Origin of the sequence: Rhodococcus sp. NPDC057014 (genome assembly GCF_042673295.1) — a bacterium.
Lineage (GTDB): Bacteria > Actinomycetota > Actinomycetes > Mycobacteriales > Mycobacteriaceae > Rhodococcus_F.
The window spans coordinates 15,531-36,776 of record NZ_JBHUSF010000018.1; the positions used below are offsets into that span (position 1 = coordinate 15,531).

The following is a 21,246-nucleotide window of genomic DNA, read 5'->3' on the forward strand; positions in this document are numbered from 1 at the left end:
AACTCTCACCGGCCGACTAGGCCCGGTGTGGCGGAGGCGAGAGGATTTGAACCTCCGGTCCCTCGTAAAAGGGACAACTCATTAGCAGTGAGTCCCATTCGGCCGCTCTGGCACGCCTCCCTGGGGTGGTTCCGATCCCTTCGGACCGCCGGTGCGAAAGATTACACACCTTTCCACCACAAAGGCAAAACGGCTGGTCAGCGCGCAGGAATGGCCGGTCTACCGCAGGTTGACGTCGAACCAGTCGAAGATCCGCCGCTGCGCGTCGACGATGGCCTGGGCGCCCGGGTCGTCGTCCCGGCCGTCGGGCACCTGTGGCGGTTCGTCGGCCCGGTGCGCGAGACCGGCGTAACTCACGACGAGCCCCGCGACGTCGGACTTGGCGGTGGCGTCGCGCAGCATCTCGACCTGATCCGGCGGCGTGGACGGATCGTCCTCCCCGTACAGACCGAGCCACGGCGCCTTCAGCCCGGGCGCCGCGTGCACGAGCGCGGGCGCATCCTCCGACAGTGGTTCGACGATCCCGGGGGCGGCGACACTCACGGCGGCACCGACGGGACGGGTCGTCGCGACGAGCAGGGCGGCGGTCCCGGCGTCGTCGAAACCGAGCACCCCCACGCAGTCGGCGTAGATCCCGCGCGCGATCAGCCAGTCGAAGGTGGCGTCGAAGTCGGCGAACAGGGCGTCGCCGAACACCTCCGCGTCGCTGGTCGCCGGTTCCCGGTGGAAGAGGTGCGGCGCGACCGTCACCCAGCCCTCCATCGCGAGCGAACGCATCAGTTCGAGGAGTGCGTCGCTGAACGTGCGCGACTCGTGCAGGATCACGATCCCGCCCCGCGCCGGACCGTCCGGTTCCACCGCGGTGAGCGGAACGCGCCTCTGCGGGTCTACGGGCGCGTCTCCGGACGTCCGCAGGGCTGCACTGTCCCTGAAGAATCCCGACATGTCCCTACCTTGGCACGAAGGGGGCGTCGGCGCAGTGGATCGGGAGGCGCATAATCGCCTGGTGACTCCGCGAACCAGGGCAGACCTCGACACCATCCCGGCCTACATCCCCGGCAAGAATTTTCCGGGCGCGATCAAGCTGGCGAGCAACGAGACCACGCTGGGCCCGTTGCCGAGCGTGCGCGACGCCATCGCGGACGCCGTCGCGGGCGCGAACCGGTACCCGGACAACGGTCACGTCGCCCTGATCGCCGCCCTTGCCGATCACCTCGGGGTGGCCACGGAGAACATCGCCGCGGGGTGCGGTTCGGTGAGCCTGTGCCAGGAATTGGTGCAGGCCACGTGCAACGACGGTGACGAGGTCATCTTTGCGTGGCGCTCCTTCGAGGCCTATCCCGTGGTCACCCAGGTCGCCGGGGCGACACCCGTCAAGGTTCCCCTCACCGCCGACCACGGGCACGACCTCGACGCGATGCTGGCCGCGATCACCGATCGCACCCGGCTGATCTTCGTCTGCAACCCGAACAACCCCACCGGCAACGCGCTGACGAAGGCCGAACTCGAGCGGTTCCTCGACGCCGTTCCCGGCGACGTCCTGGTGGCCCTCGACGAGGCCTACTTCGAGTACAACCGGTCCGACGCCGACGGCGTCGCCCTGTTCCGCGGACGCCCCAACGTGGTGGTGCTGCGCACGTTCTCCAAGGCGTACGGCCTGGCCGGCATCCGCGTGGGATACGCGGTCGCCGATCCGGCGGTCGTCACCGCGCTGAGCAAGGTCCACATCGCGTTCGCGGTCAATGCCGTCGCGCAGGCCGCCGCCATCGCGTCGCTGGCCGCGGCCGGTGAACTGCTGGCCCGCACGGACGGCGTCGTCGCCGAGCGGAACCGGGTGCGCGACGCCCTGCTCGCCGCCGGATACGAGGTGCCCGCGTCGGCCGCCAACTTCGTCTACCTCCCGCTGGGCACCCGCTCCGGCGCGTTCGGTGCGGCCAGCGCCGAGGCCGGTGTTCTGCTGCGCCCCTACGGCGACGACGGGGTGCGGATCACGATCGGCGATCCCGCGGAGAACGACGCGTTCCTCGCGTTCGCGACGAGCACCGAGGCGCGTTCGATCGCGAACGCCGCCGTCCGGGCGTAAACGCTCGCGACGTCACCGTCGCCCTCGGCAGAACGCCCGGTCAGATGCCGAGCGCACTCTTCAGGACCGGCCACGACGTGCGCAGTTCGTCCTGCCAGTACGGCCACGAATGCGTGCCGAAGTTGCGGTAGGTGAACGTGGCCGGGATCGCGAGCTGGGTCAGGCGCTGCTGGAACGTCTGCGTGCAGAGGTTCGCCGCCGCCTCGAGCGGGCCGCCCACCGCGATCGTGGACGCGATGTCTCCGGTGATCTCGTACGGTCCGGGAAGACCGTTGCCGGTGGAGATGTAGATCTGCTTGCCGCGCAGCGCTTCGGCGTTCACCGAGGGATCGTGAGCGGTCCAGGCGGGATCGGTGTCCGGACCCCACATGTTGGCCGGGTTTCCGCCCTTGAACGCCACCGTGCCACGGACCGAATCACGCGAGCTGGGGTTCGAGTTGTCGAGGCATCCGCTGTAGGCCGCGAGTCCGCGGTAGAGCTGCGGGTGCCTGGTGACGAGGTTGGCGGCACCCATCGCGCCCATCGACACACCCGCGACGGCGTTGACACCGTTGCCGCTGAAGTTCTCGTCGATGATCGGCGGGAGTTCCTTGGCCAGGAACGTCTCCCACTTGTTGACCCCCAGCGTGGGGTCGGGCTGCAACCAGTCGGTGTAGTAGCTGGCGGTGCCGCCCACCGGGAGCACCACGTTGACCTTCTTGTCGGCGAAGAACTGGACGACGTCCGTCTTCTGCGTCCACGTGCTTTCGCGGAAGTCCGACTCCGCACCGGCGCTGACGCCGTCGAGCAGGTACAGCGACGGCCGCGAACCGCCACCGGCCGGGTGCAGGACCTGGACCTGCACGACGCGGCCCATGGCGGGCGAATTGATGAAGACGGCACTACGGGTGTCGGTGAGCGGGACGATCTTGTCGACACTCGCGACGCCGTTGCCCAGGGGCGCGACCGGAGCGGGCGCCGGATCGGCCACAGCAGTGAACGCCGGCCCCAGAAGGGTCAGTGACACTGCCAGACCGACAGCAGCCATTGCTTCGCGACGCATAAAGAAAACCCTCTTCCCCGGACTGTGTGGACCCCGATTGCACAGTACAAAATGCGTCCGGTCAACAAGAGCTTAGAGGTTTTGTGACAGCTGTGTGCTCCACCGTGATCACGTTGTAGTCACCACGGTTCACCCGGCTGCGGACGTCCGGCCGCTACTGGGGCAGGGCCGACTTCAACTGGTCCAGACCGTTTCCACCGAGTTCGTCGAGCGCGGCGCGCCGGCCCGTCATCGCCAGCACGAGCGCCAGCATCGGGCCGGAGACCTCCGGTCCCGATCCGGTGGTCCAGTCGGTGTCGGTGGCCCGCAGCGTCAGCCCGGCGACCCGCGACTTCGACCCGATCAGCAGGTTCGAATTCTTGTAGAAGTCGGCCACGCGGACGACGGCGTCCATCGGGTACTCGTGTGCGATGCCGAGCGGCCGGCGGATGTCCTCACCGTGGACGATCATCTCGCCGAGCATGGCGTCGATCGGGCCCGGCGGGTGGGTGGAGTCGGCCATGTGCGCCCGGAACTCGTCGAGCGACTCCGCCGGTGTTCCTTCCTCTTCGTGTGCGATGTCCTTCTCGAACATGGTGTTGATCCGGAATCCCGACCCGACAAGCTTTCCGACGAACTTCGGCGGCGTCATCTTCTCCGTCGCCGTCATGTGCGCGAACACGTCCCGCACCGTCCACCGCTCGCAGAGCGACGGCGTCGACCACTGGGTGTCGGTCAGCGGTTCGAGGTCGTCCGCCAGGGCGCGGCGTTCTCGGTGAATCGTGGGCCAGGGGCTTGACGTTGTCATTTTTCACTCCCTCGTCGCCAAGAATTCTCCCACCTCGGGACGTCGGCGGCGAGACCCATTGCACAACGCGTTAGTCACGACTAACGTATTGACCGTGCTCGATCAGTTGGAAGTCGCAGCTGAGCCCACCCGGAGACGCCTCATGCAACTGCTGACCGCAGGCGAACAGACCGTCAACAATCTCGCCGCGCACTTCCCCGCGAGCCGGTCGGCGATCTCGCAACATCTCCGGGTGCTCACCGAGGCCGGGCTGGTCACCGCGCGCAAGGACGGACGCTTCAGGTACTACCGGCTCGATCCTCAGGGACTCGCACAGCTCCGCACGTTGTTCGACTCCTTCTGGATCGACGAACTCGACCGCCTCGTCGCGGACGCCACCGACGAGACAGGATCCCAAGGAGACAGCTGATGCCATTCGACAAAACCGTCGTCGTCCCGCTGGACCCGGACGCCACGTTCGATCTCGTCACCAGACCGGACCGATTGCGGCGGTGGCAGACCGTCGCGGCCCGCGTCGACCTGCAGGCCGGCGGCGAGTACCGGTGGACCGTCGTTCCCGGGCACTCGGCGGCGGGCACCTTCCGGGAGGTCGTGCCCGGCAAGCGAGTGGTGTTCGGATGGGGCTGGGAAGGCGACGACGAACTCCCACCGGGATCGTCGACGGTGACGGTCACTCTCACCCCGACCGCCGGCGGCACCGAGGTACGCCTCGTGCACGACGGGCTGAACGCCGAACAGGCCGCCCGCCACGCGGAGGGCTGGAACCATTACCTCGACCGGCTCGTCGCCGCCGCGCAGACGAGCGACGCCGGGCCCGACGACTGGGCAGCCGCACCGGACCCACTCGACGAACTGTCCAGCGCCGAGGCGACATTGGCGGTTGTGCAACGTGTCCTGCGCGGCGTCACGGCCGAGGACATGCCCAGGCAGACACCGTGCACCGAGTTCACCGTCTCGCAACTCGCCGATCATCTGGCCGGTTCCATCACCGCCCTCGGCGGCGCGGCGGGCGCGACATTCGACGACGACCCCGGCAAACCGGTCGAGGCCAGAATCGCCGACCTCGCCCAGCCCGCGCTGGAAGCGTGGCGCACTCGCGGCCTCGACGGCACCGTGACTCTCGGTCCGAACAACGCTCCCGCAACCGTCGCCGCGGGGATCCTGTCGATCGAATTCCTGATCCACGCCTGGGATTTCGCGGCAGCGACCGAGGGCGACGTGACCGTTTCCGAGCCGCTCGCCGAATACGTGCTGGCGTTGGCCCACAAGATCATCTCGCCCGAAGGCAGGAAAGCCGTCGAGTTCGACGACCCCGTCACCGCCCCACACACCAGCGACGCGGTGACCCGGCTCATCGCCTACAGCGGCCGCCACCCCGTCCCGGCGGCCTGACACCTCACACGGAAAGGTCCAGTCATGCCCACGAAGTCGGAATACGCCCAGGGAACACCGAGCTGGGTAGACCTCCAAACCAGCGATCAGGACGCGGCCAAGAAGTTCTATTCGGAACTGCTCGGCTGGGAGTACGACGACCGGCCGATGCCCGAGGGCCCCGTCTACTCGATGGCCACCGTGCGCGGCGAGAACGTCGCTGCCATCGCGCCTTTGCCACCCGACGCGGCGAAGGCGGGGGCGCCCGCGAACTGGAACACGTACATCGCGGTGGACGACGTCGACGCGACGGCCGCGAAGGTCCCCGGCGCCGGCGGCCAGGTGCTGATGCCCGCGTTCGACATCTCGGACGCCGGCCGCATGTCCTTCGTCACCGACCCCACCGGGGCGGCGGTCGGATTGTGGCAGGCGAAGCGGCACATCGGCGCCTCGCTCGTCGGCGACCCGGGGGCGTGCCTGTGGAACGAACTGAACACCGGCGACGTCGACAAGGCCCTCGCGTTCTACGAAAACGTCTTCGGGATCACCTCGTCGACGATGTCCATGGGGCCGGAGTACACGTACCACCTGCTCGAGGTGGGCGGGGATCAGGTCGGAGGCTGCGGTCAGCCGATGACGCCCGGCACGCCGAATCACTGGCGCGTGTACTTCGCCGTCGAGAACGTCGACGCGAGCGCCGCCAAGGTCGTCGAACTCGGCGGCACGATCGTCGAAGAGGCGATGGACATCCCCACCGTCGGCCGCATCGCCGGTGTCGCCGACCCGCAGGGCGCGACGTTCAGCATCATGACGCCCGAGGAACGGCAGGATCAGTAGACCGTGAAGATGCCGAAACCGTCCGAGGAGGACAAGCAGTTCTTCCGCTCGCTGATCCCCGACACCCCCGGCGTCGAGGTGAAGCCGATGTTCGGAAACCTGGGCGCGTTCGTCAACGGCAACATGTTCGCCGGGCTGCTCGGGCCGAGCGTCGGGGTGCGGCTCCTCACCGAGCAGGCGAAGAACGAACTGGCCTCCACCGACGGCGTCGGCGGATTCGGTCCGGGTGAGAAGCCGATGCGCGAATACCTGGCCCTGCCCGACCGGTGGCGGGACACCCCCGATCTCGCCACGCCGTGGATCGAACGCGCGCTCGCCGAGATCGCCGAACTGCCGCCGAAGCAGCCGAGGAGGTAGATAGAGGAACGGGCTAACGCAATTTCTCCTCGATTGCCAAGATCTCAGAGGCCAACTCACTTGCCAACTCGTCACCTCTAATGGAGGCGGAAAGCTTCCGCGCGCTTACAACGCGACCACCCTCCGCATCAATGTGCTGGTTCGTGAGACTAAGGAGTTCTTTTCCCTGACACACATGCATCCGCCATTTGGTGTCAGCAAGCCAACGCCGATCGAATTCTCGCCTGACACGCTTATATGTGGTCGTTTCGTGCTCGCCGGTCTTTTTTGATTTATGCAGCGCATGGACGAGGACATGACTAAATACGCCTTCCTTCAGACTCTCCGCAGAATCCAACAAGAACTGGTCAATCCTCGATTTATCCATGCCAGACAGGCGCGAAATAACCGTCGATTCGACAAGATAGCTTTCGATCTCATTCCTTTCCCACACGTGGGCATGCACCTTCTGCTTGGAAAACTCGTCCAGAATTTCCGCAACATCCTCGGAATCGAGGTAGTCGCGATCCAAAAATACAGCTATTTCGACCGAAGAATCCAAAATTGTGCTGTTAAGAAGTCCAAAGGAGGAAGCAAGCGACCTATTGCTCGACCCACCCATCGGCACCACAGTCAATCCACGTTCACCCGCGAACTTCTTCGCACCGAGTTGCCGCGCAAGATTCGAGAGTATCTTCATATCGTTGCCCTCCACGAAGAGTGCAACACGCGACCGCAGGGCTTTCGCCAATCGCAAATTAAATCCCGACCCCAGGGAATCATGCAGCTCCGCCATCGCTTTATCGTTCGATACGCGACGAGAAGAGCGCTTGGTTCTGTCTATGTAGATGATTGAATCACGGTTTGCCTCCGCAAGAATTTCGGGCGCGTGCGTCGCAATTATCGACTGAGGGCTCAAATTTTCCACGAGACTTACGAGTCGCCGCTGAAGATCCGGGTGGAGATACACATCCGGCTCATCCAGAATTAGCGTGTCTACGTCACCGTGCCGCCACACATGAAACACGACCTGAAACCAAATTTGCAGACCATCACCCGCCCAATAGATCTCCTTCGATATTTTCGACTTCACTTCATCGAAAAACAAATCGAGTTCCGGCGTGCCCGTATACGATACGGATAGTTCTACGTCGACAACCTCGGGTGTATTATCAATGAAATAGTCGCAGAATTCAACATATTTATCATAGTCATTCAACTTCATCAAATATAGCTGATTTCGAAAATGTTTGCTCGCAAGGCGCGACCCGAGATGCTCACGTACATATTTTTCGGTGAGCACCACCTCTCGATGTTCGACCGGTGTGAGAGTTTGAACCACTCCAATGTCTGGATATATCTCTTTCACCTTCGCAGTGGAGCTTGGCTGCATTCCTGGGACGTTCTCCAGATAGAAATATGGCTCCGAATCAACTGGCCACACAACGAATAGTGCTGACTTATTTTGGAAATGCAGCTCAATCCTCGCCTCCACTTGCCTGAACTCGTGTGTCACATTTTCATCGATGAAACCCGTCGACGCCGCGGCCAGGCGGTGCACCTTCACGCTGCGCCCCCGGGAAACGTCCAGAGCTGCGTCACGCGGAGGCTTCCTCTTCGAATAGGACAATAGCTGGGCGCACAAGCGCAACGCCCCGATTATCGTACTTTTTCCCGCATTGTTTGGGCCTACAAGGACCGAGGATTCTTTGTTGAACTTTAGTGAATACCTCTCAAATCCTTTGTAGTTGGTCAACGATAGGCGAGAGATCATCCATACTCCTTCGAGAACCCACCATACGAAGAGCACACGAAGGGTGGATTCTAGCCAATCATGCAGGTCAAGTTATCTGGAAAGCAAGGTATCAGACTAGCTGAGCAACTTCGCTTCGTGGCAGGAGTTGAGAATTAGATCGACAGGTTCGGGTCGTCGCGAAGCACCCGGACTAGATTTGGTGTTCGGATGAAGAAGCCAAAACAAAATCTGCACGCGGCTGAATGGAGAGTGTCAGTTCCTCGTAGGCCTTCGTCCTGGCGCCCTCAAGGCGGGGTCTCTAAGCCATCGAGGCCATTCCTCGCAACTCCGAGTGGACTGACAAATCCAAACCATTCAACGTTCAACTCGGCCGCGAGACCCCACAAAAGAGTTCGCGGAGATGGATGCATCCGCGGATCCCACCGGCGGACGACCAGCTGCTCCGGGAGAGCGGGAGACCACCAGATCGGAAGCGGGATTGAAACCGGGGTACGACGCGGGGCAATAGCGCCGAAAGTGCGTCAACCGCGCTGCCCGGTGTTGGCGGCGCGATAGCGTGGCGAACCCGCCTGCCGCGCCCGGCGGGCACTCCGACGAATTAGTCGAATACCCACATTCAACGGCGTTTCAGGCTTCGCCCAATTTGATCGACCACGAGATCGTGCCAATGGTGCAGCCTCACCTATCGAAAGGCCGAGGGCTTAGCGCAATCGGACGGTTGTGCGAGCATGCGCGGACAAGCCTGGGCACACACGCTGATGCATCCGACGAAGTTTGTCACGCGTTATACGGCGTCAGATCTGCAGTGTTGACACCCGCCAGGCGACACCTATGCGGAGTGGTTAGATGACGTCTCGCAAGGAGAGGTGGCGCGCTCGATGGGTAGGCGCATCCAACATACGGACGCACGGACTGACTGCACCGCGGTGGGAAAGAATAGGCCCTGACCTGGCACCTATCGCCAGGTCAGGGCCTTTCACTCTGCGGAAGCGGAGGGATTTGAACCCCCGGTGGGTTTAACGCCACGCTCGCTTTCAAGGCGAGTGCATTCGGCCGCTCTGCCACGCTTCCGTGGGCGATCTTATCGGTACGGAGGCGGCATCGGGCAACCGGTCAGCGGTCGCCGATGGCCTTGTCGACGCGTTCGAACACCTCGGCGAGAACCTTGAGCTGAGACTTGGTGAGCAGATCGACGAGGTTGCTGCGCACCCCGGCCACATGGGTGGGGGCCGCGTCGGCGAGCCGGGCGCGACCTTCGTCGGTGATGACGGCGAGCACGCCGCGGCCGTCCTCGAGGCAGGTGTCGCGGGTGACCATGCCCTGCGATTCCATCCGCCGGATCTGGTGGGTGAGGCGGCTGCGGGAGGAGAGGACGCCGTCCGCGAGATCGCTCATGCGCAGCGAGCCGTCCGGAGACTCGGACAGCAGCACCAGAATCCGGTAGTCCGCGAGGGAGAGGTCGTGCTTCTCCTGCAGATCTCGGTTGAGGACGTCCATCAGCCGCTGGTTGCCGTCCATGTAGCCGCGCCACGCACGCATCTCGGCCGCCGTCAACCAGTTGGTCGAGGCTTCGGCGTCGGAAGTTTCTGCTGTCACAGGTTCACATTCTAGTAGTCCGACATTACTTTCCAGTAGCGTGCGTGGCCGGAAGAAGCCGAGCGGTCGCTCGGACCGGCCGCCGGCACCGAGAGCCACCGCATTTCGCTAGCGTCGTTCCCATGTATGCGATCACGATCGATCAGCCCGGCGGCCCCGAAGTCATGACGTGGGCCGAGCAGCCGGACCCGGAACTTCCCCCCGGTCACGTTCTCCTGGACGTCGCCGCGACCGCCGTCAACCGCGCCGACCTGCTGCAGCGCCAGGGGTTCTATCCCCCGCCGCCCGGGGCCAGCGACATCCTCGGGCTCGAATGCTCCGGCACGATCGCCGAGGTCGGCGAGGGAGTGTCCGACTGGTCCGTCGGCGACCAGGTGTGCGCGCTGCTGGCCGGCGGCGGCTACGCGGAGAAGGTGGCTGTCCCCGCGTCGCAGCTGCTCCCACTGCCCGAGGGCGTCGACCTGCTCGTCGCCGCGTCGCTGCCGGAGGTCGCGTGCACGGTGTGGTCGAACGTGGTGATGGGTGCCGGGCTGTCCCGCGGCGATGTGCTGCTGGTGCACGGCGGTGGCGGCGGCATCGGCACGCACGCCATCCAGGTGGGTGTCGCGCTGGGGGCCCGGGTGGCCGTCACGGCCGGATCCGAGGAGAAACTGGCGCGCTGCCGCGAACTCGGCGCCGACATCCTCGTCAACTACCGGGAAGCCGATTTCGTCGACGAGATCCGCAAGGCGACGGACGGACACGGCGCCGATGTGATCCTCGACAACATGGGCGGCGCGTACCTGGGCCGCAACGTCGACGTGCTCGCCGCCGACGGCCGGCTCGTCGTCATCGGCATGCAGGGCGGCCGCAAGGGCGAACTGGACCTGGGCAAGGTGCTGTCCAAGCGCGCCCACGTCACGGCGGCCGGACTGCGGGGACGGCCCGAGTCGGGCCGCGAGGGCAAGGCCGACATCGTCGCCGACGTCCGCAAGCGGCTGTGGCCGCTGATCGCGGAGGGCGCGGTGCATCCCATCGTCTCGGCGGAGCTGCCGATCACCGAGGCGCCGCGCGGCCACGAACTGCTCGACTCCGCCGACACCGTCGGCAAGGTGATCCTGACGATCCCGCGGAACTGACGCTTCGTCCGATGTGACATTCGCCGTCCCTCTCCGGTGCAACGAATGTCACATCGGGCGGGCAGGCCCGGTGTCAGCCCAGGGTGGCGAGCTCGTTCACGAGCTGGTCGATCTCGTAGCGGGTGGTGTACGGCGCGAGACCGATGGTGACGGCGCCGCCCTCGTCGTTGACACCGAGGGCGTCGAGCAGCCGGGAGCCGCCGTGGACGCCGCTGACGGTGGCGATGCGCTTGTCGGCGAGGTGCGACGCGACCTTGTCGGCCGAGACTCCGGCGACGGTGAAGCTGAGCGTCGGGACCCGGCTCGGCGACCGCCCGATGACCATGACCTGCGGGAGCCGCTTCAGCGAGGACATGAGGTGGTCGAACAGCGTGTCCTGGTAGTTCTGCAGCGAGCTGATGGACGCCTCGAGCTTCTCGCGCCGCGAACCGGTGGCCGATTCGTCGAGGTTCGCGAGGAAGTCGATCGACGTCGTGAGGCCGGCGAGGAGCGCGAACTGATGCACCCCGACCTCGAGACGTTCGACACCCCGCGCATACGGGTTGAGCGACACGGCCGGGATGCGGTCGAGGAGCGACGGGTCGCGGAACACGAGTGCCCCGACCTGCGGTCCGCCCCAGGAGGTGGCGCCGACGGCGACGACGTCCGCACCGAGTTCGTTGATGTCGACGTGCGCGTAGGGGGCGGCGCCGATCGCGTCGACGACCATCAGTCCGCCGACTTCGTGGACGCGGTCCGAGGCGACGCGGACGTCGGGCGCCGAGCCGACGATGGGGGAGGCTGCGGTGAGTGCGACCAGACGCGTCGTGGTGGTGATGAGGTCCTGGAACTGCCAGCTGGGGAGTTCGCACGTCTCGATCTCGACCTCCGCCCACCGCACCTGGGCGCCGTAGCGGCTGGCGACGCGGAGCCACGGCGCCACGTTCGCTTCCTCGTCGAGGCGGGAGAGCACGAGCCCGGTCCCGAGACCGAGTCGCGTACTCAGCGACTCCGCCAGCCAGGCCAGGAGAACGGATCGGTCGGGTCCGAGCACGACCCCGGCGGGATCGCCTCCGACCAGGTCGGCGACGGCTGCTCGGGCCGCATCGAGTACCGCCGCACTGCGCCGGCTGGACACATGTCGCCCGGTCGACGAAGAGGCAGAAGCCCGGAAGGCCGTGGAGACAGTGCGCGACACCGCGTCCGGAATCTGCATGCCGGCCTGCGGATCGAGATGGATCCAACCGTCGCCGAGTGAGGGGATGAGTCCCCGAACGCGGGCAACGTCGTAAGCCATGCCCGACACTCTAAGACCCCAAGTCAATACGGTCGAAGCCAGCCATCGATTGTTGTCGAATGCAACAAAGTGGGAAAGGGCCAAATCGGACGCACTTTCGCACTGCCGCGCAGGAACAGCCAAGATGGAGGCATGACGAACTCGGAGAATGAACACGTAGTCGTGATCGGTCCCGACGGTCAGCCCATGGCGATTCCCGTCGCGGAGGCCGCGAGCAAGCCCGAGGGCTCCGACGCCGCCGCAGCCGCCGCAGCCGCCGCCGCCGAGAACGGGAACGGCGCCGAGTCGGTGGCCGACATGGTGGAGCAGCCGGCCAAGGTCATGCGCATCGGAACGATGATCAAGCAGCTCCTGGAGGAGGTGCGCGCGGCACCGCTCGACGACGCCAGCCGCAACCGGCTGAAGGAGATCCACAAGTCGTCCATCCACGAGCTCGAGCAGGGCCTGGCCCCCGAACTGCGCGACGAACTCGAACGCCTCACGCTGCCCTTCACCGACGACACCGTCCCCACCGACGCCGAACTCCGCATCGCGCAGGCGCAGCTGGTGGGCTGGCTCGAAGGACTGTTCCACGGCATCCAGACGGCCCTGTTCGCCCAGCAGATGGCGGCCCGCTCCCAGCTCGAGCAGATGCGTCAGGGAGCCCTGCCTCCGGGCATCAGCATGGGCAACCCGCACGGGCCGCACAACAACGATCCGGGATCGCAGTCGAGCGGTACCGGCCAGTACCTGTAGCAACGGGCGAAACAGCATGGAACTCGACTCCCGGTAGGCTCGGTGCCCGTGTCAGCATCCGCTATCGAAACCGAGGCCGCAGGCGGCCCGCTCCCGGCGTCCGATTCGCAGACCTTCCGTCGCGCGTTCAAGGACCTCAGGGACGGCTTCGCTCAGCGCGAGCTGTGGCTGAGCCTCGGCTGGCAGGACATCAAGCAGCGCTACCGCCGGTCGGTGATCGGCCCGTTCTGGATCACCATCGCCACCGGCGTGCAGGCCGCGGCGATGGGCATCCTCTACTCGGCCCTGCTGGACATCCCGCTCGACGAGTTCCTGCCGTACGTCACCGTGGGTCTGATCGTCTGGAACCTGATCAGCGCGAGCATCCTCGAGGGGTCCGAGGTGTTCATCGCCAACGAGGGGCTGATCAAGCAGCTGCCGTCGGCGCTGAGCGTCCACGTGTACCGGCTGGTGTGGCGGCAACTGCTGCTGTTCGCCCACAACCTCGTCATCTACGTGATCATGCTGTTCGCGTTCGGGGTGTGGCGGCACCTGACCTGGATGTCACTGGCCGCGATCCCGGCGATCGCACTGATCGTCGTCAACGCGGCATGGGTGTCGATCATGTTCGGCATCTTCTCCACCCGCTACCGGGACATCGCGCCGATCCTCGGCAGCATGACGCTGCTGCTGTTCGTGCTGACACCGATCATGTGGACGACGCAGAGCCTCGAGGCGCAGGGCGGTCAGGCCGCCGAGCGCGTCAAGCTCGCCGAGCTGAACCCGCTGTTCCACTACCTCGACATCGTGCGCGCGCCGATGATCGGCCAGGACCAGCAGGCGTACCACTGGTACATCGTGCTGGCCATCACCGTCGTCGGGTGGACCGCCGCCATCCTCGCGCTTCGCAAGTACCGGGCCCGCGTGCCCTACTGGGTTTAGGGGTCACCGCAAATGACAGAACACGTGAGCATCGAGACGCGGGACGCCTGCGTCGACTTTCCGATCTTCGACGCCAAGTCCCGGTCGCTGAAGAAGGCGTTCCTCGGCAAGGCCGGCGGATCGATCGGTCGCAACAACTCGGACGTCGTGGTGGTCGAGGCCCTGCGCGACATCAACCTGTCGCTGAAGGAAGGCGACCGGATCGGCCTGGTCGGCCACAACGGCGCCGGCAAGTCGACGCTGCTGCGCCTGCTGTCCGGCATCTACGAGCCCACCCGCGGCAGCGCGAGCATCCGCGGCCGCGTGGCCCCGGTCTTCGACCTCGGTGTCGGCATGGACCCCGAGATCTCCGGCTACGAGAACATCATCATCCGCGGGCTGTTCCTCGGGCAGACCCGCAAGCAGATGCTCGCGAAGATGGACGAGATCGCCGACTTCACCGAGCTGGGCGAATACCTGTCGATGCCGCTGCGCACGTACTCCACCGGCATGCGGGTGCGCGTCGCGATGGGCGTCGTCACCAGCATCGACCCCGAGATCCTGCTGCTCGACGAGGGCATCGGCGCCGTCGACGCCGAGTTCATGAAGAAGGCACGCGTCCGGCTGCAGGCGCTGGTGGAGCGGTCCGGCATCCTGGTGTTCGCCAGCCACTCCAACGAGTTCCTCGCCCAGCTGTGCGACCGGGCCATGTGGATCGACCACGGTCAGGTCCGGCAGGAGGGCGGCATCGAGGACGTCGTCCGCGCGTACGAGGGCGACGACGCCGCCGACCACGTCCGCCACGTCATCTACGAGATGGACCGGGAGAAGTCCGGGCTGACCGCCGCGGCCGAACGGGACGTCCGTAGCGACAGATCGAACGAGCGTCCCGTTCGCACGGCCGCGGAAGCCGAGGCGGAGTCCGCGTGAGCGCTGCTGCCGAGCGGATCGTCGGCGTCGTCGTCACCCACAAACGCCGGGAACTGCTGGCGGAATCGCTGAAGGTCCTCGGCTCGCAGTCGCGTCCGCTGGACCATCTGGTGGTCGTGGACAACGCCGCCGAGGACGATGTGCGCGAACTCGTCGAATCGTCCGGGATCCCCACCAGCTACCTCGGGTCGCAGCACAATCTGGGCGGGGCGGGCGGCTTCGCCCTGGGGATTCTGTACGCCCTCTCGCTCGGCGCCGACTGGGTGTGGCTCGCCGACGACGACGGCAGGCCCGAGGGCCCGAAGGTTCTGGAGACGCTGCTCGACTGCGCGCAGCGACACGGACTGGCCGAGGTGTCGCCCGTGGTCTGCGACATCGACGACCCCGACCGTCTCGCGTTCCCGCTGCGCCGCGGCGTGGAATGGCGTCGGCTGCGGTCCGAACTGTTCACCGACGGCGACGACTCGGCCGACCTTTTGCCGGGCATCGCGTCGCTGTTCAACGGCGCCCTGTTCCGGGCGTCGGCGATCGACACGGTCGGTGTTCCCGACCTGCGGCTGTTCGTCCGCGGCGACGAGGTGGAGGTGCACCGCCGGCTGGTGCGGTCGGGGCTTCCGTTCGGCACCTGCCTGCAGACGGCGTACGTGCACCCGAACGGCGCGGAGGAGTTCAAGCCGATCCTCGGCGGCCGGATGCACACGCAGTACCCGGACAACGAGACGAAACGGTTCTTCACCTACCGCAACCGCGGCTACCTGCTGTCGCAGCCGGGCATGCGGAAGCTGCTGCCGCAGGAATGGGTGCGGTTCGGGTGGTACTTCCTCGTCACGCGGCGTGATCCGCAGGGTCTGCGGGAGTGGATGCGGCTGCGCAAGCTGGGCCGTCGAGAGCGGTTCGAGCGGCCGTAAATCGGTTGCGCCCGGGTTCCGCCGGGTGAGAGCATCGTGGGGTTCCGGTCGATATCCCGATCTGCTGCGAAGGAGTGAGTGTCCGATGACTGTCTCGTCGGTCGACGCCGCGTGCGTCCACTCCCCCTTCCCCCTCGCCTGACCGAACCCGCGCAGTGGTCCGGTCGGCACTCATCGACCTGAGGATCACACCCACCATGTTCGATTCCGGACACCTCCTTCCCTACGGCTGGAACGACACACTCTCCGACACCTTCGACAGCTACCCCGACGACGGCCGCGAGCCCGGGCGGGTGATCCGTGTGGACCGCGGTCGCTGCGACGTCGCCGCCCCCGCGGGCATCGTCCGCGCCCTCGCCGGTGAGCACACGCTGTGCACCGGCGACTGGGTGACACTCCACCGGCACGGCGACGACATGGCCGTCGCCGACCTGTTCCCCCGGCGCAGCGCGATCGTCCGGTCGTCCGCGTCCGGCCGGTCCGAGGGGCAACTCCTCGCAGCCAACGTCGACACGGTGGTGATCGCCGCCGCACTGGACACCGCCCTCGATCTCGGGCGCATCGAACGACTGCTCGCACTGTCGTGGGAGAGCGGCGCCCAGCCGGTGGTCGCACTCACCAAATCCGATACCGTGCACGACGTTTCCCTCGCGACCGCGGAAGTGGCGGCGGTGGCGCCGGGCGCGACCGTGGTCGCGGTGAGCGCCGACACCGGCGACGGCATCGACATCCTCACCGCCGTGATCGACGGGACCGTCGCCCTCCTCGGGCCGTCGGGCGCGGGCAAGTCGACGCTCGCGAACGCGTTGCTCGGCGCAGACGTGCTCGCCACCGGACGCGTCCGCGAGGGCGACAACAAGGGACGGCACACGACGGCACACCGGGAACTGCTGCCGCTGCCGTCCGGCGGCGCCCTGATCGACACGCCGGGACTGCGGGGCGTCGGCATGTGGGACGCGGCCGACGGCATCGACAAGACGTTCCCCGAGATCGAGGAACTCGCGGCGCAGTGCCGGTTCGCGGACTGCTCGCACCAGGCCGAACCCGGATGCGCGGTTCTCGGCGCGGTGGCGGACGGCGAACTGCCCGAACGCAGGCTCGCCAGCTACCGCAAGCTGATTCGCGAGAACGGGTGGATCGCGTCACGCACCGACGCGCGGCTGCGGGCCGAGCGGGAGCGGGAGTGGAAGACGATCGCGCGGTGGCAGCGGCAGATGTACCGCAGCCGCGGTCACTGACGGGTCAACGACCCGCATCCCGGTTGACTCCCTGAGCCGGGATGCGGGTGGCAACATGGGGCTATGTTCGATCTTCGGAGAAAGGCCCGTCTCAAGCTGCAACGTGCCATGTCCGAGGTGGTCGCCGAGTCCGACCGGCGGTCCCGCGAGCTCACCGAGAACCAGCACGACCAGACCCTGGCCGAGCTGAGCGCGACCAATCAGGAACTCGCGCGGGTGCTGTCCGAGCTGGCCGATGCCCGCATCGAGATCTCCGACGTCCAGCAGCGGCTCGGCGAACTCGAGCAGCAGGCCCGCCGCGACATCACCCAGGCGCTGGACGTGCGGGCCACGAAGGAGGCCGCGGAGTTCGTGCTCGAGCACATGCCGAAGGCGCCCGTGTTCTGGAACCCGCAGGACACGTTGCGCTACGGACTGTCGCAGGTGGAGGTCGAGGGGCTGGCCCTCGAATTCGGGGTGGCGTCGGGCACGACGCTCCGGATCATCGTCGAACAGTTGAAGGACGCCGAGCACGAGGTGTTCGGGTTCGACGTGTTCTCCGGGTTGCCGCAGACGTGGCGCACCGGGTTCCCGGCCGGGGAGTTCGCGCAGGAGAAACTACCCCAGGTGCGCGGCGCGGAGTTGGTGCCCGGACTGTTCGAGGACACGCTGTCGGGCTTCCTCGAGAAGCATCCCGGACCGGTGTCGTTCGTGCATCTCGACGCCGACCTGTACTCGTCGACGAAGGCGGTGCTCGACCGGCTCGAACACCGGCTCGTCGCGGGCACGGTGATCGTGTTCGACGAGTTCTTCAACTTCCCCGGCTGGCAGGAGCACGAGTATCGGGCGTGGACGGAGTTCGTCGACCGCACCGACGTCGGATTCGAGTACCTCAGCTACACCGCCAACCACGAGCAGGTGGTCGTGCGGATCACCGCACCAGCTTCACCGCCTGGGTGACGTTGAACGTCGCACGTTCGTCGATCCGCAGTCCGGACCGGGTGAGCGCGGCGAACGCCTCGGTGTCCTCGAAGTGGTACGGCGGCAGGGTCCACACCTCGTTGGACGTGTGCCGGATGATGCGCTCGCTGTCGCGTTCGTAGTCGGTGAAGAACCAGACCACGGAGCACGAGTCGAGGGGGCCGGCGAGATCCGGGACGGCGAGTTCGTCGTCCCACAGCGACCCCCGGCTCGCGGCGGTGGTCCCCAGCCCGATGTCGCGGGTGCCGTCGAACGCCTCCGGCCGCACGTCCTTCACGAGCCGCAGCGACGTGGGGTTCCAGGCCGGTTTGTCGAACAGCACGCAGTCACCGGGCCGGAGGTGCTGCCCGGCGAAGACGTTGACGGTGCTGAAGTCCATGCCGCTCGGTTTCGCCCACTGGTCGCGCTGGGCGACGTAGCCCGGCGATGCCGCGACCGCGAATACGGCCAGCACCGCGGCGGATTGCCACCATTTCCGGGTCAGCGCGGCCAGGCACAGTCCGCCGATCAGGGCCACCGCGGGCGTCGTGAACGTGAAGTACCGCGGGAGGTACACCGGGCTGCGCAGCAGCGAGTAGGCGAGCAGCAGCGCCATCGGCACCGCGACCCACGGCAGCGCGACGGACAGCACCGGCGGCAGCCGGCGACCGCGCGCCAGGGCCGCCGCCCCGGCCACCACGAGCACGGCGAACAGCACCGCGAACCACGGCGCGCCGACGAACCACTGGTACTCGGCCACGGCCCGCGGCAGGTTGCGGTCGAGCGGCGGGATCCACGCCACCTGGACGGCTTCCCGGCGCACCAGCGCCACGAACGGTGCTGCGATCACCGTGCCGACGGCCGTCGCCGACGCCCATCCCAGCCAGGACCGCCGGGCCGCGCGCAGCAGCAGGAGCGTCAGCAGGTGCGCGGGCACCAGCGTGAGGAGGTAGACGAACAACACGATCGACACCGCCAGGCCCACCGCGTACAGCGCCCACAGCCACCACCTCCGGAGCCGCAGTGCGGCAAGGAGAATCACGGTCAGCCAGACGGCGGCCGCCGCCGTGGCCGCGTATCCGCGGGCCTCCGCGGCCGCCCATGTGACGCTGGGCAGGATCACGAACAGGAACCCGGACAGCACCGCCACCCGCCGGGTCGAGATCAGCGCACCGAGCACCACCACACCTGCGCCCGCGGCGCCCACGGCGAGGGCGCTCGGGAACCGCGCCGAGAACTCCGACGCCCCGAACACCGCGAACCAATAGCGCATCGCGACGTAATACAGACCGTGCACGGCGTCGATGTGGCCGAGCAGATTCGACAGGTCCGGCCGGGACCGCTGACTCGAATACAGCGTCGCGACCTCGTCGTACCAGAACGACGGACGCCAACTCCACGCCGCACCGAGCAACACACCGACGGCGAAGACGAGAAGCGAATCCCGGGACAGCCCACGCACGTCGCGGGCCGGCGACGGTCCGGGCAACGTCACTGACCGTACAGGCGCGCCCAGTTCTCCCGGCTGGTGAGCTGCGGCAACGCATCCCGGTACTGGCGCTGCGTCGACGCCGCATCCTCGCGGAATCGCTTCATCAGCTTCGCGGTCCGGGCCGTGAGTTCGCGCGCGGTCTCCTTGTCGCGGCGGCGCACGCGCACCCCGGACTGGGACGCGTCGGTGATGACGGCGGTGTCGAACAGCGACACGTGCCACCAGTGCGCCTCGGCCACAGGAATACTCGCGACACCGTGCTGGGTGCGGCCGAGCCACTGGTACGCCGCACGCTTGGCGAGGACGAGGTCGATCTTGCTCTTGTCCGGCTCGAAACCGGCATACCGGGTGACGAGGTCGGAGTTGCGGACACCGGGAATGTTCGTCGCGGGATGCTTGACGGTCTCGGGGAACCGCTTGCGCTCCTCCCGGATCGCCGCCAGCACGGCCTGACCGCCGTCCTCGAGCACCTTCGGACCCTCGAGGAAATCCTCGATTCCGCGAATCATGGTGTACGCCAAGCCGTACTGCATCGACACCAGGTACTGGGTGATCTCCCGCGTCATCATCTTGCTCAGCGACTTCGCGTCGAAATCACTGTGCAGCGCGGCGGCGATCAGCGAGTTGCGGATGCTGAAGTACTTGGCCCAGTCGTCGCGGTCCTTCCAGTGGAAGTCCGCGTGCCACACACCGGCGTTGGGCAGCGTGACCGTGACGAAACCGGCCGCGCGGGCGCGGATGCCGTACTCGATGTCGTCCCACTGGAAGAACATCGGCAGCGGGAGCCCGATCTGCGCGACCACCTCGGCGGGGATCAGGCACGACCACCACGCGTTGTAGCCGGCGTCGACGCGCTTGTGCTGCTTCTTCTTCAGCAGGTTGATGTCGTGCCGCGATCCGGCCGCCCAGCGGCCCGCCTTCAGCTTCGACAGGTCCGCTTCCTCCGCGCTGACGTGCAGGTGCTCCGGGTTCATCAGGTACAGCATCTGCGCGCCGACGAGCGTCGGCTCCGAGGTGACGTTGGCGAACGCGTTCATCCGCAGGATCGACTCCGGCTCACACAGGATGTCGTCGTCCATCAGGATCAGGTTGGCGTGCTCGTTGATGCCCGACACCTCGTACATGCCGCGGGTAAAGCCGCCGGCCCCGCCCAGGTTCGGCTGTCGCAGGTAGACGAGTTTGTCGCCCAGGATGTCGGCGACCTCGGTGAACTTCTCCCGGTCCGACACGTGATCAGTGCCCTGGTCGACGACGTAGACGGCATCGATGCCGGCCGCCATCGTCGGGTCGTTCGCGATGGCGGCGACGGTCTCGGCGCAGTCGTCGGCGCGGTTGAACGTGCAAATCGCGATCGCGGCGGGACGGATCACCGACGGCGCGGCGACGGTCCACTCCAGCTCACTGACGGCGAGGGCGCCGTCGACGGCCGTGAACTCCACCCACAGGGAGCCGCCGTCGAGGTAGGCGTCGAGCTTCGCGGACAGCGTCGCCGTGCCCGTGCCGTCGATCTCCGTCGTCGACAGGATGCGGGAGTTGCCACCCGAATCGGAGCCGCGCAGCGCCACCACGGCGCGCCCGTCGGCCTCGTGGCGGAAACCGACGGTGACGTCGGTGACCGTGGTCCAGCGCTGGTAGTAACTGGCCGCGAAGCGGCCGAAGTAGGTGTCGGTGTCGACCGTCGCACCCTTCTCGAGGTGCACGACGTGCCGCTCGCGGTGGGCGCGTCCCTTGACGATCCTGGCGTACAGGTCGTCCTTCACCCGGGTGGTCGGTCCCGTGAACAGACCTCGCGCCACCACCAGGCGGTCGGGTGCGCGATGCTCGGTGAGAGCACTCCGGACCGCGGCCGTGCTCCCGTCCACAGGTGCTACCGACGCAGACTCGTTCATAGTGCTCCTACTG

At 66.6% G+C, this 21,246-nt stretch carries 20 protein-coding genes and 2 tRNA genes; 12 read left to right on the forward strand and 10 right to left on the reverse strand.

Translation table 11 applies throughout. The features are described from left to right. Nucleotides 1-28: 28 nt before the first annotated feature. Together ACFTZB_RS06180 and ACFTZB_RS06185 are read right to left on the reverse strand one after the other, a co-directional pair. Nucleotides 29-120: transfer RNA gene (locus ACFTZB_RS06180), tRNA-Ser, on the reverse strand. A gap of 99 nt (nucleotides 121-219) precedes the next feature. Continuing rightward, complete coding sequence (locus ACFTZB_RS06185; protein ID WP_378430584.1) at nucleotides 220-945, reverse strand: dienelactone hydrolase family protein; 726 nt, start codon at nucleotides 943-945, stop codon at nucleotides 220-222. 61 nt (nucleotides 946-1,006) lie between these two features. Between ACFTZB_RS06185 and hisC the strand changes: the two genes are divergently transcribed. After that, nucleotides 1,007-2,083: a histidinol-phosphate transaminase gene (gene hisC / locus ACFTZB_RS06190; RefSeq protein WP_378430585.1), complete on the forward strand. Its 1,077-nt coding sequence runs from the start codon at nucleotides 1,007-1,009 to the stop codon at nucleotides 2,081-2,083. Between the two features lie 40 nt (nucleotides 2,084-2,123). On the opposite strand, the gene ACFTZB_RS06195 is transcribed toward hisC, so the two are convergent. Together ACFTZB_RS06195 and ACFTZB_RS06200 are read right to left on the reverse strand one after the other, a co-directional pair. Further along, a complete protein-coding gene (locus tag ACFTZB_RS06195) occupies nucleotides 2,124-3,125 on the reverse strand; it encodes an alpha/beta hydrolase (RefSeq protein WP_378430586.1) in 1,002 nt (333 codons plus the stop codon). Between the two features lie 154 nt (nucleotides 3,126-3,279). Then, complete coding sequence (locus ACFTZB_RS06200) at nucleotides 3,280-3,912, reverse strand: maleylpyruvate isomerase family mycothiol-dependent enzyme (RefSeq protein WP_378430587.1); 633 nt, start codon at nucleotides 3,910-3,912, stop codon at nucleotides 3,280-3,282. A gap of 94 nt (nucleotides 3,913-4,006) precedes the next feature. Here ACFTZB_RS06200 and ACFTZB_RS06205 point away from each other — a divergent pair, with 94 nt between their 5' ends. Genes ACFTZB_RS06205 through ACFTZB_RS06220 form a run of 4 tightly spaced genes read left to right on the forward strand, consistent with a single transcriptional unit; the run spans nucleotide 4,007 to nucleotide 6,477 of the window. Then, on the forward strand, nucleotides 4,007-4,321 hold the full coding sequence (locus ACFTZB_RS06205; protein WP_378430588.1) for an ArsR/SmtB family transcription factor: 315 nt from the start codon (nucleotides 4,007-4,009) through the stop codon (nucleotides 4,319-4,321). After that, nucleotides 4,321-5,304 carry a TIGR03086 family metal-binding protein gene (locus ACFTZB_RS06210; RefSeq protein WP_378430589.1) on the forward strand — a complete coding sequence of 328 codons (984 nt, stop codon included), beginning with the start codon at nucleotides 4,321-4,323 and terminating at the stop codon, nucleotides 5,302-5,304. Before ACFTZB_RS06205 ends, ACFTZB_RS06210 begins: the two co-directional genes overlap by 1 nt. A gap of 24 nt (nucleotides 5,305-5,328) precedes the next feature. Continuing rightward, a complete protein-coding gene (locus tag ACFTZB_RS06215; protein ID WP_378430590.1) occupies nucleotides 5,329-6,120 on the forward strand; it encodes a VOC family protein in 792 nt (263 codons plus the stop codon). 3 nt (nucleotides 6,121-6,123) lie between these two features. Beyond that, a complete protein-coding gene (locus ACFTZB_RS06220; protein WP_378430591.1) occupies nucleotides 6,124-6,477 on the forward strand; it encodes a TfoX/Sxy family protein in 354 nt (117 codons plus the stop codon). A gap of 13 nt (nucleotides 6,478-6,490) precedes the next feature. Here the strand turns inward: ACFTZB_RS06220 and ACFTZB_RS06225 are convergent, their stop codons facing one another. The 3 genes from ACFTZB_RS06225 to ACFTZB_RS06235 all read right to left on the reverse strand — a co-directional run bounded on the left by ACFTZB_RS06225 (nucleotide 6,491) and on the right by ACFTZB_RS06235 (nucleotide 9,808). After that, on the reverse strand, nucleotides 6,491-8,230 hold the full coding sequence (locus ACFTZB_RS06225; protein WP_378430592.1) for an ATP-dependent endonuclease: 1,740 nt from the start codon (nucleotides 8,228-8,230) through the stop codon (nucleotides 6,491-6,493). Nucleotides 8,231-9,196: 966 nt separating this feature from the next. Beyond that, nucleotides 9,197-9,283, reverse strand: a tRNA-Ser gene (locus ACFTZB_RS06230). Between the two features lie 42 nt (nucleotides 9,284-9,325). Next, entirely contained in the window at nucleotides 9,326-9,808 is a 483-nt protein-coding gene (locus ACFTZB_RS06235; protein WP_378430593.1) for a MarR family winged helix-turn-helix transcriptional regulator, read from the reverse strand. Between the two features lie 122 nt (nucleotides 9,809-9,930). Between ACFTZB_RS06235 and ACFTZB_RS06240 the strand changes: the two genes are divergently transcribed. Beyond that, nucleotides 9,931-10,926 carry an NAD(P)H-quinone oxidoreductase gene (locus tag ACFTZB_RS06240; RefSeq protein WP_378430594.1) on the forward strand — a complete coding sequence of 332 codons (996 nt, stop codon included), beginning with the start codon at nucleotides 9,931-9,933 and terminating at the stop codon, nucleotides 10,924-10,926. 73 nt (nucleotides 10,927-10,999) lie between these two features. Here ACFTZB_RS06240 and ACFTZB_RS06245 read toward each other — a convergent pair whose 3' ends face one another. After that, nucleotides 11,000-12,202, reverse strand: a complete 1,203-nt coding sequence (locus tag ACFTZB_RS06245; RefSeq protein ID WP_012691164.1) for a cysteine desulfurase-like protein — start codon at nucleotides 12,200-12,202, stop codon at nucleotides 11,000-11,002. Nucleotides 12,203-12,334: 132 nt separating this feature from the next. Between ACFTZB_RS06245 and ACFTZB_RS06250 the strand changes: the two genes are divergently transcribed. The 6 genes from ACFTZB_RS06250 (at nucleotide 12,335) to ACFTZB_RS06275 (ending at nucleotide 17,852) form a co-directional block, all read left to right on the forward strand. After that, the gene (locus tag ACFTZB_RS06250) at nucleotides 12,335-12,937 is read left to right on the forward strand and encodes a bacterial proteasome activator family protein (protein ID WP_378430595.1); all 603 of its coding nucleotides are present in this window, start codon (nucleotides 12,335-12,337) and stop codon (nucleotides 12,935-12,937) included. 48 nt (nucleotides 12,938-12,985) lie between these two features. Continuing rightward, the gene (locus ACFTZB_RS06255) at nucleotides 12,986-13,858 is read left to right on the forward strand and encodes an ABC transporter permease (protein ID WP_005248784.1); all 873 of its coding nucleotides are present in this window, start codon (nucleotides 12,986-12,988) and stop codon (nucleotides 13,856-13,858) included. Between the two features lie 12 nt (nucleotides 13,859-13,870). Beyond that, nucleotides 13,871-14,767, forward strand: coding sequence for an ABC transporter ATP-binding protein (locus tag ACFTZB_RS06260; RefSeq protein WP_378430596.1), 897 nt, complete (start codon nucleotides 13,871-13,873; stop codon nucleotides 14,765-14,767). Beyond that, entirely contained in the window at nucleotides 14,764-15,675 is a 912-nt protein-coding gene (locus tag ACFTZB_RS06265) for a glycosyltransferase (protein ID WP_378430597.1), read from the forward strand. Before ACFTZB_RS06260 ends, ACFTZB_RS06265 begins: the two co-directional genes overlap by 4 nt. Nucleotides 15,676-15,830: 155 nt before the next feature. Then, a complete protein-coding gene (rsgA, locus tag ACFTZB_RS06270) occupies nucleotides 15,831-16,913 on the forward strand; it encodes a ribosome small subunit-dependent GTPase A (RefSeq protein WP_378430598.1) in 1,083 nt (360 codons plus the stop codon). A gap of 63 nt (nucleotides 16,914-16,976) precedes the next feature. Next, the gene (locus ACFTZB_RS06275; protein WP_378430599.1) at nucleotides 16,977-17,852 is read left to right on the forward strand and encodes a class I SAM-dependent methyltransferase; all 876 of its coding nucleotides are present in this window, start codon (nucleotides 16,977-16,979) and stop codon (nucleotides 17,850-17,852) included. Here the strand turns inward: ACFTZB_RS06275 and ACFTZB_RS06280 are convergent. Then, nucleotides 17,824-19,347 (reverse strand): mannosyltransferase, encoded by a 1,524-nt coding sequence (locus tag ACFTZB_RS06280; RefSeq protein WP_378430600.1) that lies wholly within the window; start codon nucleotides 19,345-19,347, stop codon nucleotides 17,824-17,826. The two genes, ACFTZB_RS06275 and ACFTZB_RS06280, sit on opposite strands and share 29 nt — an antisense overlap. Further along, entirely contained in the window at nucleotides 19,344-21,233 is a 1,890-nt protein-coding gene (locus ACFTZB_RS06285; RefSeq protein ID WP_378430601.1) for a glycosyltransferase, read from the reverse strand. Before ACFTZB_RS06285 ends, ACFTZB_RS06280 begins: the two co-directional genes overlap by 4 nt. Between the last annotated feature and the right edge of the window lie 13 nt (nucleotides 21,234-21,246).

Bases quoted from the DNA above. Each gene is read 5' to 3' on its own strand.
- ACFTZB_RS06185 (WP_378430584.1), bottom strand. From the start codon at position 945: ATGTCGGGATTCTTCAGGGACAGTGCAGCCCTGCGGACGTCCGGAGAC.
- ACFTZB_RS06195 (WP_378430586.1), bottom strand. From the start codon at position 3,125: ATGCGTCGCGAAGCAATGGCTGCTGTCGGTCTGGCAGTGTCACTGACC.
- ACFTZB_RS06200 (WP_378430587.1), bottom strand. From the start codon at position 3,912: ATGACAACGTCAAGCCCCTGGCCCACGATTCACCGAGAACGCCGCGCC.
- ACFTZB_RS06210 (WP_378430589.1), top strand. From the start codon at position 4,321: ATGCCATTCGACAAAACCGTCGTCGTCCCGCTGGACCCGGACGCCACG.
- ACFTZB_RS06215 (WP_378430590.1), top strand. From the start codon at position 5,329: ATGCCCACGAAGTCGGAATACGCCCAGGGAACACCGAGCTGGGTAGAC.
- ACFTZB_RS06225 (WP_378430592.1), bottom strand. From the start codon at position 8,230: ATGATCTCTCGCCTATCGTTGACCAACTACAAAGGATTTGAGAGGTAT.
- ACFTZB_RS06240 (WP_378430594.1), top strand. From the start codon at position 9,931: ATGTATGCGATCACGATCGATCAGCCCGGCGGCCCCGAAGTCATGACG.
- ACFTZB_RS06245 (WP_012691164.1), bottom strand. From the start codon at position 12,202: ATGGCTTACGACGTTGCCCGCGTTCGGGGACTCATCCCCTCACTCGGC.
- ACFTZB_RS06250 (WP_378430595.1), top strand. From the start codon at position 12,335: ATGACGAACTCGGAGAATGAACACGTAGTCGTGATCGGTCCCGACGGT.
- ACFTZB_RS06260 (WP_378430596.1), top strand. From the start codon at position 13,871: ATGACAGAACACGTGAGCATCGAGACGCGGGACGCCTGCGTCGACTTT.
- ACFTZB_RS06275 (WP_378430599.1), top strand. From the start codon at position 16,977: ATGTTCGATCTTCGGAGAAAGGCCCGTCTCAAGCTGCAACGTGCCATG.
- ACFTZB_RS06285 (WP_378430601.1), bottom strand. From the start codon at position 21,233: ATGAACGAGTCTGCGTCGGTAGCACCTGTGGACGGGAGCACGGCCGCG.